At 43.0% G+C, this 14,364-nt stretch carries 18 protein-coding genes; 7 read left to right on the forward strand and 11 right to left on the reverse strand.

The genetic code is table 11. The features are described 5' to 3' along the window. Window positions 1–4 precede the first annotated feature (4 nt). The gene (locus EO130_RS01445) at window positions 5–727 is read right to left on the reverse strand and encodes a peptidylprolyl isomerase (protein WP_127139753.1); all 723 of its coding nucleotides are present in this window, start codon (window positions 725–727) and stop codon (window positions 5–7) included. Between EO130_RS01445 and EO130_RS01450 the strand changes: the two genes are divergently transcribed. Then, window positions 726–1,367 (forward strand): NUDIX hydrolase, encoded by a 642-nt coding sequence (locus EO130_RS01450; protein ID WP_127139754.1) that lies wholly within the window; start codon window positions 726–728, stop codon window positions 1,365–1,367. The genes EO130_RS01445 and EO130_RS01450 overlap by 2 nt on opposite strands. 40 nt (window positions 1,368–1,407) lie before the next feature. Then, entirely contained in the window at window positions 1,408–2,229 is an 822-nt protein-coding gene (locus EO130_RS01455) for a lysophospholipid acyltransferase family protein (RefSeq protein ID WP_127139755.1), read from the forward strand. Here EO130_RS01455 and EO130_RS01460 read toward each other — a convergent pair. From EO130_RS01460 to EO130_RS01470, 3 genes are all read right to left on the reverse strand, one after another. Continuing rightward, window positions 2,226–2,870 carry a hypothetical protein gene (locus EO130_RS01460; protein WP_127139756.1) on the reverse strand — a complete coding sequence of 215 codons (645 nt, stop codon included), beginning with the start codon at window positions 2,868–2,870 and terminating at the stop codon, window positions 2,226–2,228. The two genes, EO130_RS01455 and EO130_RS01460, sit on opposite strands and share 4 nt — an antisense overlap. A 2-nt stretch (window positions 2,871–2,872) precedes the next feature. Next, window positions 2,873–3,367 (reverse strand): RNA polymerase sigma factor, encoded by a 495-nt coding sequence (locus tag EO130_RS01465; RefSeq protein ID WP_127139757.1) that lies wholly within the window; start codon window positions 3,365–3,367, stop codon window positions 2,873–2,875. Between the two features lie 72 nt (window positions 3,368–3,439). Further along, entirely contained in the window at window positions 3,440–4,867 is a 1,428-nt protein-coding gene (locus tag EO130_RS01470) for an amidohydrolase (protein ID WP_127139758.1), read from the reverse strand. Between the two features lie 100 nt (window positions 4,868–4,967). On the opposite strand from EO130_RS01470, the gene EO130_RS01475 reads away from it, so the two are divergent. Then, window positions 4,968–6,275 carry an NAD(P)/FAD-dependent oxidoreductase gene (locus EO130_RS01475; protein ID WP_127139997.1) on the forward strand — a complete coding sequence of 436 codons (1,308 nt, stop codon included), beginning with the start codon at window positions 4,968–4,970 and terminating at the stop codon, window positions 6,273–6,275. Here EO130_RS01475 and xerD read toward each other — a convergent pair. Together xerD and EO130_RS01485 are read right to left on the reverse strand one after the other, a co-directional pair. Next, window positions 6,272–7,177 carry a site-specific tyrosine recombinase XerD gene (gene xerD, locus EO130_RS01480; protein WP_127139998.1) on the reverse strand — a complete coding sequence of 302 codons (906 nt, stop codon included), beginning with the start codon at window positions 7,175–7,177 and terminating at the stop codon, window positions 6,272–6,274. The genes EO130_RS01475 and xerD overlap by 4 nt on opposite strands. A 202-nt stretch (window positions 7,178–7,379) precedes the next feature. After that, window positions 7,380–7,565 carry a CsbD family protein gene (locus tag EO130_RS01485; protein ID WP_127139759.1) on the reverse strand — a complete coding sequence of 62 codons (186 nt, stop codon included), beginning with the start codon at window positions 7,563–7,565 and terminating at the stop codon, window positions 7,380–7,382. Between the two features lie 275 nt (window positions 7,566–7,840). On the opposite strand from EO130_RS01485, the gene EO130_RS01490 reads away from it, so the two are divergent. The 4 genes from EO130_RS01490 (at window position 7,841) to aroQ (ending at window position 10,865) form a co-directional block, all read left to right on the forward strand. Beyond that, window positions 7,841–8,860 (forward strand): AI-2E family transporter, encoded by a 1,020-nt coding sequence (locus EO130_RS01490; RefSeq protein ID WP_127139760.1) that lies wholly within the window; start codon window positions 7,841–7,843, stop codon window positions 8,858–8,860. Window positions 8,861–9,203: 343 nt separating this feature from the next. Then, a complete protein-coding gene (locus EO130_RS01495; protein WP_164732853.1) occupies window positions 9,204–9,728 on the forward strand; it encodes an outer membrane beta-barrel protein in 525 nt (174 codons plus the stop codon). 77 nt (window positions 9,729–9,805) lie between these two features. Beyond that, a complete protein-coding gene (locus EO130_RS01500; RefSeq protein ID WP_127139762.1) occupies window positions 9,806–10,267 on the forward strand; it encodes a hypothetical protein in 462 nt (153 codons plus the stop codon). Between the two features lie 181 nt (window positions 10,268–10,448). Next, window positions 10,449–10,865: a type II 3-dehydroquinate dehydratase gene (gene aroQ, locus EO130_RS01505; protein ID WP_127139763.1), complete on the forward strand. Its 417-nt coding sequence runs from the start codon at window positions 10,449–10,451 to the stop codon at window positions 10,863–10,865. Here the strand turns inward: aroQ and EO130_RS01510 are convergent. The 5 genes from EO130_RS01510 to EO130_RS01530 all read right to left on the reverse strand — a co-directional run bounded on the left by EO130_RS01510 (window position 10,857) and on the right by EO130_RS01530 (window position 14,281). Then, window positions 10,857–11,138, reverse strand: coding sequence for a DUF3817 domain-containing protein (locus EO130_RS01510; RefSeq protein ID WP_127139764.1), 282 nt, complete (start codon window positions 11,136–11,138; stop codon window positions 10,857–10,859). The two genes, aroQ and EO130_RS01510, sit on opposite strands and share 9 nt — an antisense overlap. A gap of 3 nt (window positions 11,139–11,141) precedes the next feature. After that, window positions 11,142–12,533, reverse strand: coding sequence for a dihydrolipoyl dehydrogenase (gene lpdA / locus EO130_RS01515; protein ID WP_127139765.1), 1,392 nt, complete (start codon window positions 12,531–12,533; stop codon window positions 11,142–11,144). A 146-nt stretch (window positions 12,534–12,679) separates the two neighbouring features. Further along, window positions 12,680–13,084 carry a peptide-methionine (R)-S-oxide reductase MsrB gene (gene msrB, locus EO130_RS01520; protein WP_127139766.1) on the reverse strand — a complete coding sequence of 135 codons (405 nt, stop codon included), beginning with the start codon at window positions 13,082–13,084 and terminating at the stop codon, window positions 12,680–12,682. A 19-nt stretch (window positions 13,085–13,103) separates the two neighbouring features. Continuing rightward, a complete protein-coding gene (gene msrB, locus EO130_RS01525; RefSeq protein ID WP_127139767.1) occupies window positions 13,104–13,595 on the reverse strand; it encodes a peptide-methionine (R)-S-oxide reductase MsrB in 492 nt (163 codons plus the stop codon). A 107-nt stretch (window positions 13,596–13,702) separates the two neighbouring features. Next, a complete protein-coding gene (locus EO130_RS01530; protein ID WP_127139768.1) occupies window positions 13,703–14,281 on the reverse strand; it encodes a collagen-like triple helix repeat-containing protein in 579 nt (192 codons plus the stop codon). Between the last annotated feature and the right edge of the window lie 83 nt (window positions 14,282–14,364).

Consider the following 14,364-nt stretch of genomic DNA (forward strand, 5'->3'; position numbering starts at 1 on the left):
CCAGCTACAGGACTTCTGCTTTCAAGATGTAGACATTCTTGAATGGCCAGTCGCCATCGCCTACGGGAACGTTGTTTATGGCGTCCACTACATCCATCCCGTCAATGACCCGCCCAAAAGGGGTGTAAGAGCCATCAAGATGGTAAGATCCTGGTTCGGTCACCACGATAAAAAACTCGTAGGGAGAGGCCAATTTATGCGGATTGTCACGTTCACTGCTGGGCATGGAAATGGTGCCCCGATGGTGTTTATATCCTTTTTTGGCATCGGGAGGTAGTAAGTAACGACCTATTTTTCCTCTTTTTCGAGCAGTTCTTTTATCATCGGAATTACCTCCTTGAATTATAAAATCCTTGACTACTCGGTGGAATTGGGTGCTGTCAAAGTATTTTTGTCTGGCCAAATAAATAAAGTTGGCCTTGTGATAGGGCACATCATCATAGAGCTGCACGGTAAAGCTTCCCATGGTTGTGGTAATCTTTACTTTGTCCTTTTTTAGGTTTTTGGAATAATCAAAAAAGAAGTCTATCGCATTCTCTTCGGTCAATTGGAAGGGTTCTTCCTCTTCTTCTTCAATGGCGGTACTATCAATCTGAGTTGTGGTGACCGTATCGGTTTTTGCGATATTTTCCTCAACTTTGTCTTTGTCCTTTTTAGGAGATTCTCCGCAGGAAACGATTAGAAAAAGAAATAGGATTGTAGGTAAAGCCGATTGTCTCAACAGCATGGATTTTAATGAATTTTGTCAAAGAGCCCTAAAATTAAAAAATCTCCCACTTCCAGGGGAGGAATCGCACCATAAAATGTCCCCAGAGCTTCGAATCGAATGGTTGAAGAAGAATCGATTCGAAGATATGAACCCCAAGCGGGCAGGGGTCATGGCATTGTTTTATCCTGATGTGGAGCAACAAACACGCCTTTTGTTAATTCTGCGAAAGGTCTACCAAGGGGTACATTCCAATCAGATAGGCTTTCCGGGAGGCAAGGTGGAGCGAATAGATAAAGATTTGATGGATACCGCACTCCGGGAAACCCATGAAGAGGTGGGGGTGCCAGCATCCGAAGTTGAGATAATCAAGGAACTCAGCGATGTATACATTCCCCCCAGTAATTTTTTGGTGCGTCCTTTTATGGGAATTTACCGCAATCCAAGACCATTTGTCAGAGAAGAGGCCGAAGTGGAACGGTTGGTAGAGGTGTATTTGACGGATTTTTTGGACGACTCCAATCATATTCAAGAAATTTTGAGTACCTCATATGCCAAAAATATCAACGTACCTGCCTTTAAATTAAATGGTTATACTGTTTGGGGCGCCACTGCCATGATGATGAGCGAGATCAAGGAGCTTTTACGGCAAGTGCTTTAACGGCGATTTCGTAAATTTGCGGTTACAATCAACACAAAATATGGGTCTTTTCAAGAAAAATCCTTTCGGTCATATTTTATTTTTAAAAAGATGGCTCATCCGTATAGCGGGTATGTTGACGCACCAGCGGTACAAGGGATTCAATACATTGGAGATCGAAGGCTCTCAGATCATTCGGGACCTCCCTGAAAACAATGTACTTTTTGTGAGCAACCATCAAACCTATTTTGCCGATGTGGTGGCCATGTTCCATGTATTCAATGCAAGTTTGAAGGGAAGGGACGATTCCATTAAAAATTTGGGTTACCTCTGGAATCCCAAATTGAATATCTACTATGTAGCCGCCAAGGAAACCATGAAAAAGAGCCTGCTGACCAAGATTTTGGCCTATGCAGGGTCCATAAGCATTGAAAGGACATGGCGGGCAGATGGGCAAGAAGTGAACAGACAGGTAAAGTTCAGCGACATTTCCAACATAGGAAAAGCGCTTAACGATGGTTGGGTAATTACCTTTCCACAAGGCACCACCACTCCATGGAAACCGCTCCGTAAGGGTACGGCACATATCATCAAAAAATATAAGCCCGTAGTTGTGCCCGTAGTGATTGATGGTTTTCGTCGTTCGTTCGATAAAAAGGGGCTTAGGGTCAAAAAGAAAGGGATTCTCCAATCCATGCACATTAAGGAACCTTTGGAAATCGACTACGACAATGAATCCATAGAGGCTATTTTGGAAAAGTTGGAATATGCCATTGAACAGCATCCATCTTTTCTAAAGGTTATTCCTCAAGCGGAATTGTTGGCCTACGAAGAGGAAAACCAAAAAAGGCGCTACAGTTACAAAGGCAAAATCGATGGCTAAACCTCTAACCGTTTGAGCTCATTGTAATTTTTGCGCAGTTTTTTGAGCAAAATCCCATAAAGCAATTTGTAGAACAGCCAGATGATGAAGAGCCCAACTGCGGTTATGGCTATAGAGGTTATTATGATCAAGGCCCAAAACTCCGTGCTATCGCCATCCTGTGCTGCTGCTTGCACGATTTCTTGACCTTCCGGGGTGTACAGAAGAACACCATACCCATAAATAATGGCACTTACGGTAAAAATGATGAGGTTGAACCATACATATTGGGTTACCGTTCGTTTTACCTTCAAAATGGTGCGCATCATGACCCTTGATGAATCCGTAAAGGAGATTTTCTTGTAATTGGTGTAAAATTTGTAGATGAAAAAAAGGATTATGCCGTAGTTGAAGATATTCAGTACCATAACCACTTTGTAGATGTGCATGTCCCTTAGCTCCTGCATGGTCTCTGGGCCACTAAAAATGATATTGATACCCGCCCAGAACACAAACTCTATGATACTGATGTAAAAAATCCATTTTACTATGGACGATGATTTTTTCTTTATCATCGGGTAAATCTGCTCATAAGACAATTTGGGAAGGTCTGCCTCCCGCTTCTGCCAATCCTTTTTCAAGAGCTCCAGTTCATCCAACATAATCACGGATTTAGAATTGTTTTTAATTTCGTTTTCACTCTGCTCATCTTCACTCTCGCATTCACTTCTGTAATACCCAAAGTTTCGGCTATTTCGGAATAATCTTTGTCCTCCAAATAGAGAAATACCAACGCTTTGTCAATGTCGCCAAGTTGTTTAATGGCATCGTACATTAATTTTAATTGGCGTTCCTCCGTGTCGTCGTATTCCTTGGCCTTGATTTTATAAAGTACCGAATCAAAATCTTGGGTCCTCACCCTTTTTTTGGATTTTCGGTACAAGGTAATGGCAGTGTTCAGTGCGACGCGATACATCCATGTACTGAATTTGGCATCGCCACGAAACTTTGGGTACGCCTTCCATAACTGTATGGTAATCTCTTGGAACAAATCTTGATGGGAATCCTTGTCGTTGGTATATAGGCTGCACACCTTATGGACAATATTCTGATTGTCCTCAAGTTCCGTCACAAAACGATGTTCCAGTTCCTTGTTCACTTAAATGGTTGGTGAGTTTGCTTTACCTATTAGTATATCCAACTGCTAATTTGTTACAAGGATTCCCAAAAACTATTTTCGATAATCCAATGCAGGGGGTCTGTTGCCCAGCATGGGGGTGTATTTGAAGTCTTTTCCCCTTCGCTCTTCCAGTTCTTTTTTGGCAGCTTCCACTGTGCTGGGATTTTCAAAAATATCCATAGCGGTCAAAGCCAGGGTTTTTGCGGCGACCATCATTCCTTTGGAACCAATGCTCATGCCTCCAGCGGCGACTGCTTGCCAACTGTGTGCAGGTGTGCCTGGCGCCCAAGTGGCGGCTCCCAGCCCGGCAGTGGGCACTGTATAGCTAACATCACCAACATCGGTAGAGCCAAACGCTTCTGCGGTTTCTTTGTATGGTTGCACGGTTTCTGCCATTTCCATGTTAAGCGTTTTGTTGCCCAAGCTTTTCGATATTTTTTCAGCAAAGGCCTTTTCTTCCTCGTTATAGGTAACACCGCCTACTTTTACCAAATTGTCGTACATCACTTTTTGAACGGTCAAATTGGGCAAAAGCTCGTGGGTTCCCCCGATCATTTCGTAATCCATTGTGGTACCAGTACCCAAAGCAGCACCTTCTGCGGCTTTTACCATTCTATCAAAGATATCGACTACCACATCTCTGGTATTGTGTCTCGCATAGTAGTACACTTCTGCAAAATCGGGCACCACGTTGGGCGCCTCGCCGCCTTCGGTGATGACATAGTGGATTCTTGCATCTTCTGGTACATGCTCTCGCATCATGTTCACCATATAGTTCATAGCCTCCACACCATCCAATGCAGAACGTCCCATTTGTGGAGCAGCAGCGGCATGGGCGGAAATGCCATAGAATCTGAACTTAGCTGATTTATTGGCCAGGGCAGCGCCTGCACTTGCGGCATTGGCTGAGCTCGGATGCCAATGGAGGGCCACATCCACATCATCAAAAACACCTTCTCTAACCATATACACCTTTCCAGAGCCCCCTTCCTCGGCAGGGCATCCATAAAAGCGAATGGTTCCCTTTATGTTGTTCGCTTTCATCCAATCCTTTACGGAAATGGCCGCAGCTGTGGACGCAGTTCCGAACAGGTGATGGCCACAGGCATGCCCAGCTTCTCCACCAGCAGATTTTTTTTCTGGTACCGCTTCTTGTGAAAGCCCGGGCAGGGCGTCGTATTCCCCTAAAATTCCGATTACAGGATACCCTGAGCCATATTCGGCCACAAAAGCGGTCGGAATCCCAGCAATGCCGGTTTCAATGGAAAAACCTTCGGCACTAAGTGTTTCCTGCAACAGAGCCGAACTCTTTTCTTCTAAATAGCCCATTTCGGCAAAGTTCCATATAGAATGGGCAATTTCGCTATAGGTTTCGGCTTTTGCGTCCAATTGCTTTAGGACATCATTTTTCTTTTTTTGGGAATGTAAGGGCATAGTGCACAATAGCAGTAGCACACCCAAGGGGAGAAACTTTTTCATTGGTTGAAGTTATTTTGAGTTAGACACTAAAGATACAAAAAAACCTTCCTGCCATGGGTGGCTGTTGTGTGGAATACGTAAATTTGTGAGTATGTCAAGCATGAACATTCCTCAATCCAGTTTTCCAAGAGTCGTTATCATTGGCGGCGGTTTCGGAGGCATTGCCCTAGCCAAAAAATTAAGCAAGAAAGAAGTACAGGTCGTATTGTTGGATAAACATAATTATCACAATTTCCAGCCTTTATTGTATCAGGTATCTACCGGAGGTCTAGAGCCCGATTCGATTGCGTACCCCATTCGTAAGGTGCTGCAAGGATACCCTAATTTCTATTTTCGATTGGCCCAAGTAAAAGAGGTAAAGACGAAAGCTAAGCAAATCAAGACCAATATTGGTGAAATCGCTTACGATTATTTGGTAGTGGCAACTGGTTCGGAGACCAATTTTTTTGGAAACAAAGCACTGGAGTCAAAGGGAATGGCCATGAAGACAATCCCGCAATCCTTAAACCTGCGAAGTCTTATTCTTGAAAACTTTGAGCAAGCTCTTTTAACGGACGACCTCCACGAAAGGGATGCCCTCATGAATTTTGTAATCGTTGGCGGCGGACCTACAGGAGTGGAGCTGGCAGGTGCCCTGGCGGAAATCAAAAAGGGAATCTTGCCCAAGGATTATCCAGATCTGGACACCAGAAGGGCACAAATCAATTTGGTGCAGGCAGGGGATAGGTTGTTGCCCGCCATGAGCGAGGTGGCCTCCCTAAAGGCAGAAAAGTTTTTGGAGGAGCTTGGGGTGAACGTATGGAAGAATATTAGGGTAACCGACTACGATGGCAAACGGATAACCACCAATACCAATACTGTTTTTGATACGGAAACATTGGTTTGGGCAGCCGGGGTAAAGGCGGTGAGCCTAAAAGGTTTGGATGGGGCAAATTACCTGAGTCGTGGCAACAGGTTGCGGGTAAATGAGTTTCACCAAGTCGAAGGGTTCGAGGATATTTTTGCCATTGGTGATGTAGCCCAAATGGAGACCGAGGCATTTCCGCATGGACACCCCATGATGGCACAGCCCGCTATGCAACAGGGCAGGAATTTAGGGGATAACTTGGTGCGACTGGTAGAAGGCAAACCGATGAAGCCCTTTGTCTATAAAGACAAGGGAAGTATGGCCACCGTTGGCCGGAACAAAGCCGTGGTGGATTTGCCCAAGTTCAAGTTTCAGGGGGTTTTTGCGTGGTTCGTATGGATGTTCGTACATCTTTATTTTCTCATAGGTTTTAGGAACCGCGTAGTGGTCTTTATCAATTGGGTGTACAACTATATCCGATTCGACCGGGAGGCCCGACTCATCATCCGCCCCTTCAAAAAGCAGAACAAAGCAGAAAAAAGTGCCTTGATACAGGATTAACTTTCCATTCTTCTGGGATGGAACTCTTCGAGTACTTTGCTCAAATGTGAACGGTTTACGTGCATGTATACTTCGGTGGTAGTAATGCTCTCATGACCCAACATTTGTTGTATGGCCCTTAAATCTGCACCGTTTTCCAACAAGTGTGTTGCAAAGGAATGGCGGAAGGTATGTGGGCTGATGTTTTTCTGCAGCCCTACTTTTTCGGCCAGTTGCTTCACTATGGTAAAAATCATGGCCCGCGTCAATTGCTTGCCTCTTCGATTTAAAAACACAATGTCTTCATATTCCCTTTGGATGGGTAAATGAACCCGTATTTCCTTCCTGTAAATGTCAATGTACTTTTGGTTGATGCCACTGATGGGAACAAAACGCTGTTTATTGCCCTTTCCCGTGACTTGGATAAAATCTTCATCAAAATAAAGGTCGGATAGTTTTAGGTTGATGAGTTCCGAAACCCGCAGACCACAGCCATACAAGGTTTCGATAATGGCCCGGTTACGCTCGCCTTCTGGTTTGGAGAGGTCGATAGCGGCAATCAAGCTATTGATTTCTGTTTCGGAAAGGGTGTCTGGAAGTTTGCGTCCAATTTTAGGTGTTTCGATCAAGTCCATGGGATTGTCTTCGCGGTAATCCTCAAAAACCAAATAATTGAAGAATCCTTTTAGACCGGAGATCATCCTTGCCTGGGTCCTCGGGGTAACCACTTTGGCAATGGTATAAATAAACCCGTGAACCGTTTCCCGTTGGATATGAACAGGTTTTTTGTCAATGGAGTATTCGTTTAGATAATTTCGGAGTTTTTCCAAATCCATGGTGTAATTCACAATGGAGTTTGGAGAAAGCCCTCGTTCTATCTTCAAATAATTTTGATAATCCTTAATTGCCTGCTGCCAATTCATCATCACAAATATAAATCAATCCATGGTACTCTTAGGTCGACTTTTATGTAGTTCAATTTTGTTTAAAGATAAATGGATTATGGAACTGTGCTTATACAGGTATAATTATTTTACTTAGATTCTTCGGTTCTGCGGTAAATCGATTTTAAAATAAAAAATCCCGTCGCAAGACGGGGACTTTTTATATGGAAAAAGGAAGGTATTATAAGCTTTCGATTTCCTTTTTTAATGCTTCTTTGGATTTTCCTGTTTTCTCTTGTACTCTTCCTAGCATTTCTTCGAATTTTCCTTCGGAATAAGAAAGGTCGTCATCGGTTATCTCCCCATATTTTTGTTTAAACTTTCCTTTTACTTGTTTCCATTTGCCTTCTAGTTGATCACTATTCATAATGTTATAGTTTTAATGATTAATAATGACCTCAATTTAAAGAGTGAGTCTTAAACTACTTATCGTCAAACCTTTAATTGTTGACGCAATAGCATATTCTGAATAAACTTAAAATAGTTTTAAGGGCAATAAAAACCTCGAATGGGATAAGCTGACGTCGTTTATTTTTTCAATTTGAACATATTTATGATGGTCCCTTTTTTAAGATATTAAGTGAAATCCATCCATGTAAACAGGACCAATCACGAGCAGTTTGAACAACCTATAGACAACAGATGAAACAAATACCCTCAAAAATAGTACGACAGATTTTTATTCTACTCTTGATTCTTATGATGGCAGGGTTGATTTTCTTGGAAATAGCCCCCTATTTCTCAGGTATTCTTGGTACGATTACCTTGTTTGTCCTTTTAAAAAGGCCCATGGAAAAGTTGGTGGACAAGGGATGGAATTCAACATTGTCCGCAATTCTTTTAATGTTGACCTCCTTTTTTATCATTTTACTTCCCATCGTAGGAGCGTTTTTTATGCTTGGGAAACGGATCCGTATGGCTGTGGAAAATTCTGAGAAGATAACCTCCATGATCAAAACCCAATTACAAACGCTCGAAGACTACATAGGTTTCAAGCTTACTTCACAGGTGGACGCCTCTGCAGTAACGGAATGGTTGACATCAAGTTTACAGGGACTTGCTGGAGGTACCTTTAATGCTGTAATAGCCATTTCCGTAATGTATTTTTTATTGTTTTACATGCTCACCAATCAGAAAAAGTTATACCGGTCGCTTTATGAGTACATACCTATTGGCAATCATAATTTGAAGATTATCGGAGATGAAGTCCGTGAAATTGTGCGTGCCAATACGTTAGGAATTCCATTGGTCGCTTTTGCACAGGGTTTGGTGGCCTTGATAGGTTTTCTGATTTTTGGGGTTGATAATGCTTTGTTTTGGGCTATCATGGTTACCATTGGTTCCATGATTCCCTTTGTAGGTAATCTGCTGGGGACTTTGCCCGTATTTGTATTGTCCCTATCCAACGGGGATAATTTTCAGGCTTGGGGTGTTTTGTTGTATGGATCCATAGTGGTCGCGTCTACCGATAATCTAATTCGATTGTATGTGCTTAAAAAACTCGATGATGTTCACCCGCTTGTAACTATGATTGGGGTTTTGGTAGGTATCCCCTTATTTGGATTTATAGGTCTGGTTTTTGGTCCGTTACTGGTCAGTCTGTTTTTGGTAATCGTGCGCATTTATAAAAGAGAGTATGGAAAGGAAGGGACTGGACCCTGATTAAAATATAGGGTTGTTCTCAGCGATTTTTTGATTCCATCATTTTGGCATAGCCATCCTGATGTAACAGGAATTCCATAAATCGGTTTTTATTTGACGGTTCGCATAACTTTTTCAGAGATACAAAAAAAGTATTGCAATAAATATTCCGTTGATCCAGAAGGGGCATTGGTCAACTCAAAAAGGGCATCCGTCAATTGGCCACTTCAAACATTATTAATTTCTCTACTTTTCGGTAAGCAAACCAAGCTTCATTTTAAAATGAAATATTTTCATAAGAAAAATATTACAAAAGGTACTTTTTTAACCATCAATGCGTTTTTCAGGTAGAAAAAATACAACCATGATTAAAAAAACCTTTGTATTGGCAATCCTAGTGATGGTTGCCATCAGTTATTCGTCCCATGCACAGCATGTGGACCGTACCAGTTTTAAAGCAGGAGTCCATGTTGGTGTGCCAATAGGCGATATTTCCGATTTTTCCAATTTTGAGTTGGGTCTTGATCTTGGATATCATTGGTCCGTATCCGAAATGGTGGATGTTGGTTTGGCCACTGGATTTATGAATGCTTTTGGCAATACGTCGACCGAAGATATTGGCCCTGTAGCCGTAGAAGTTGATTTTCCGGACATCCAATACATTCCAGTCGCTGCGGCATTACGACTTTACCCGACTTATGATTTTAAATTGGGTGCCGATGTTGGATACGCTGTTGGTGTAAACGAGGGCAACGATGGCGGATTCTACGTGCGCCCCATGATTGGATACAACATCAATGGGAATACCGAATTGAATGTTTCCTATACAACGATAAGTGACGATTACGACTACTCGATGGTCGCCTTGGGATTGTTGTTTTTGTTTTAGATAGTAAAAAAGTAACTGTTCATAACCCCAAATCTTGCAAAAAAACATGAATATTAACCATTAATTATGTTTAGAAAATGAGAAAATTACTTTTAGTTTTTGCAATTGGAATGCTTGGACATTTGGCGGTAAAGGCCCAAACCAACTATCGGGCAGCCTTGGGATTGGGTGTCGATCTGTATGATGAGGCCACCTTTTTTGGGGCAACAGGGAAATACTTTTTTTCCGATAACCACGTGGGTCAGGGCGATTTGGGATTTGAGGACAATGCTACCATTGCTACATTTTTGTACTCCTATCACAAGGAATTTTTTAGGGCAAAAGGTTTACGTTGGTACGCTGGGGTAGGGCCAAGCATTATTTTTATCAAGAATTCGGATAACATTTTTGCGTTGCGCCCGCATTTAGGACTGGATTTTAAAGTGGACGGGGTCCCTTTTGTCATTAATTTTGACTGGCGTCCCTCGGTGGTACTAAGCGAATTTGGCGATAATCAAGTTGCCGCATTCGGCTTTGGCCTTCAGTTTGCCATTAACTAAAGAATAGAAAATAGCAGAATAAAGAGGCTGTCTAAAAAGCGGTAATAGTTGAATTTTGTCAGGTTGAGCGCAGTCGAAACCCATTGATTTTCAATGTGTCTTAAGTTCTCGACTGCGCTCGAACTGACAGGCAAACTGCTTTCTAGACAGTCTCTTTTCTTTTTATTGTATTTTTGAAGGCATGAAATTGATCATTATCAACGGACCCAATCTGAACCTCTTGGGAAAACGTGAGCCCGAAATCTACGGGAGTACTACTTTTGAGGACTATTTTGCTACGCTTCAAAACAAGTTTCCCAATGTGGAATTGACATATTATCAGTCCAATATTGAAGGGGAGATCATAGCCAAAATTCAGGAAGTTGGGTTCGATTACGACGGTATCATTCTAAATGCGGCTGCCTATACGCATACCTCTGTTGGTATCGGTGATGCAGTTAAAGCTGTGGAATCTCCGGTAATCGAGGTGCATATTTCCAATACGCACGAGCGTGAGGCGTATCGCCATGTATCTTACATCGCACCGGTCGCCAAAGGCGTAATTCTGGGATTTGGCCTCAAGAGTTACGATTTGGCCATCCAGAGTTTTTTAGGCTAGCTCTTTCAAGTATTTCTTATCCGCGTAGAACGTCCCGAAGGGAAGGAGGGAAGCCACAAAAAGAATGATGAACCTTCTGAGCTTCCATTTGCGTTCCCAACAAAAAACAATGGCCACCACTACGTAAAGAATGAACAATACTCCATGAACCATTCCAACTACCAGATTTGGTTCAGGAATATCCGCCCAATACTTCAACGGCATGGTCATTCCGAAAAGGAGTAGATAGGAAATACCTTCTAAAATAGCAGTGGCCCTAAAAATCTTCAGCATACGTTATAGGTGGATTACTTCATCGTAAGCATCCGCAACTGCTTCCATAACCGCTTCGCTCATGGTAGGGTGTGGGTGGACCGCTTTAAGTACTTCATGCCCGGTGGTCTCCAATTTTCTGGCCACTACGGCTTCCGCGATCATGTCGGTTACACCAACGCCGATCATATGGCAACCCAACCATTCTCCGTATTTGGCATCAAAAATCACCTTTACAAACCCATCAGGAGTTCCGGCCGCTTTGGCCTTACCACTCGCTGAAAACGGGAATTTACCAATTTTAAGTTCGTATCCTTTTTCTTTGGCTTGCTTCTCCGTCAATCCAACAGAGGCAATTTCGGGGATACAGTAGGTACACCCTGGAATGTTTCCGTAATCCAGCGGTTCTACGTGCATTCCGGCCAACTTTTCCACACAGATAATCCCTTCTGCGGAGGCTACGTGAGCCAATGCCTGACCTGGTGTTACGTCGCCAATGGCAAAGTAACCCGGTATGTTGGTTTGGTAGTAATCGTTCACCAATATTTTGTCACGGTCTGTGGCAATGCCCACATCTTCCAATCCGATATTTTCGATATTGGTTTTGATCCCAACTGCGGAAAGCACTATGTCCGCTTCCAATACTTCTTCGCCTTTTTGGGTCTTCACCGTGGCCTTGACCCCGTCACCGGAGGTATCCACTTTGGTCACCTCTGCGGAGGTCTTGATTTTTATACCTGATTTTTTGAAGTTACGTTCCAACTGTTTGGAGATATCCTCGTCCTCTACGGGAACAATGTTCGGCATGTATTCCACTACGGTAACTTCGGTACCCATGGAGTGATAGAAATAGGCAAACTCCATACCTATGGCACCGCTACCGACAACAATCATTTTCTTGGGCTGTTTTTCCAAGGTCATAGCCTCACGGTACCCAATCACTTTTTTGCCATCTTGGGGAAGGCTAGGCAATTCGCGGCTGCGAGCTCCAGTGGCAATGATAATGTGGTCTGCTGCGTATTCCGTAGTATCACCGTTCTCAGCTTTTACTTCTACTTTTTTTCCTTTTTTCAGCTTTCCAAATCCATTGATGACCTCGATTTTGTTCTTTTTCATCAAAAATTGGACGCCCTTGCTCATGCCATCGGCTACGCTACGGCTTCTCTTTACCACTGCATCAAAATCGTGCGATACATCTTTGGCATTCAAACCATAATCCTCGGCATGCTTTAAATATTCGAACACCTGAGCAGATTTAAGAAGGGCCTTGGTAGGGATACACCCCCAATTAAGACATACACCTCCCAAACTTTCTTTTTCTATAATGGCTGTTTTGAAACCTAATTGTGATGCCCGTATGGCAGTAACATATCCACCTGGACCACTTCCCAAAACAATTATATCGAACTTGCTCATTAGATTTTGATTTTAGTTGTTAGATAAAAACCTGCCGTTGAATGGCAGCTGCAAAAGTACGCAAAACCATATCCAATTCCCAAGTCGAAAAACTCAAATTTGGATTCGTTTGTGAAATCTGAACCTTTGGTTGTTCGAGGAATAAATTAAGCCTCTGGGTCGAAATCGATGCTCACCGAATTGATGCAGTACCGTTGCCCTGTGGTTTCCCGTGGCCCGTCGTTAAAAACATGCCCCAAATGACTACCGCAGTTGGCACAGACCGTTTCCGTGCGTACCATGCCGTGACTGGTATCCCGGATATATTCGATGGCACCTTCAACAGCTTGGTCAAAAGAGGGCCATCCGCAACCACTTTCAAATTTGTGGCCGCTTTCAAACAGCTTGGCATTGCAGGCCTTACAATGGTAGCTTCCATTTTCAAAATGGAGGTCGAACTTTCCTGTATAGGGTCTTTCTGTGCCCTTTTGCCTGAGGACATAATACTCCTCTGGGGAAAGTTGTTGTTTCCATTCTTCTTCGGTCTTGTTTACTCCATATTTTTTGTTCATAGCCCTTTTTTGTGCCAAATTATGGGTTATCTGGAATAAAATCAAGGGCCGCACCATTGATACAGTGCCTTTTTCCGGTGGTATTTCGCGGACCATCATTAAATACGTGCCCCAAGTGCCCTCCGCACACGGTGCAGTGCTCCTCGGTTCTGGCTACTCCAATTTTGTAATCCACGTCGTAGGCGACATTTCCCTCGATTTCTCGATCAAAGCTGGGCCATCCTGTCCCGGAGTCAAATTTATGTTCACTTTTAAAAAGGGGAGTCCCACAACCGGCACAAACGTAGGTTCCTTTTTCTTTAATGTCCAAGAGCTCACTGGAAAAGGCATTTTCGGTGGCCGCTTTGCGCAGTACGTAGTATTCCATATCGGTAAGTTCAGCACGCCATTCGGCATCGGTTTTATTGACCTTGAACGATGTTTCTTTTTCAGCTTCTTTTTTCTCTTCCTGTGAAGTTCCCTTGCATCCGGCAAAAATGACCAAGGCAAATACTAGCAATCTTTTTCCCATTCTTGAATTTTTATAGTTTGACGAAATTTTATAGCCATCCTTTCATAATAACATAAAAAAAGTCCCATTGGTTTTCAATGAGACTTAAGATACCATTTTTGTATGATTTATTGAATATCCAACTGGATAACCTGCTCTTCATTTATTTGCAATTTGGACATCACGCTTTCAATATTGGAAGCATCAAAATCGGCAGACTGTGCATATTCACTTGGTATGAATACAATTCGGAACAGCTGGTTGTCCGTAAAGTCGGTGCTGAGGGTGGACAAATCGAAATTACCATCAATAAATAGTTCTACATCCACAAAGGTGTGGGCAAAAACGTATTGTATGGTACCTTCGTTCAAAAAGTAGTTCTGTGGTATTTGGGTCCAGGCATCGGCAGTGGAACCATCGCTTAGTTCTATCACACCATCGTGTCGGTATACCAATACGGCATCCGATTCAAAGACCTCAAAATTGGTGACATCGGAAAAGGTAATCAACGTACTGAAGAGATTGGCTTGGGCATCATAGCCAAAGTCAACTCCCTCTACTTCCACGACCTGTCCTTGGATACCTGGAGCGCCGGGAGCACCATCTAGGCCGTCCAACCCGTCAAAACCCGGAGGGCCCTGTGGGCCTTCGCAAGCCGCAAAAACAAAAACGATAACTGCTCCTAAAATTGTACTAAATTTATTCATGATTTTTGGATTTTGGATTTGTGTTCTATTATCTATTAACGTGGTAAAATCAAAAAGCGTTCCATTTTTTAAAAAATGTGGAT

This window comes from Flagellimonas marinaquae (genome assembly GCF_003992675.1).
Taxonomy (GTDB): domain Bacteria; phylum Bacteroidota; class Bacteroidia; order Flavobacteriales; family Flavobacteriaceae; genus Flagellimonas; species Flagellimonas marinaquae.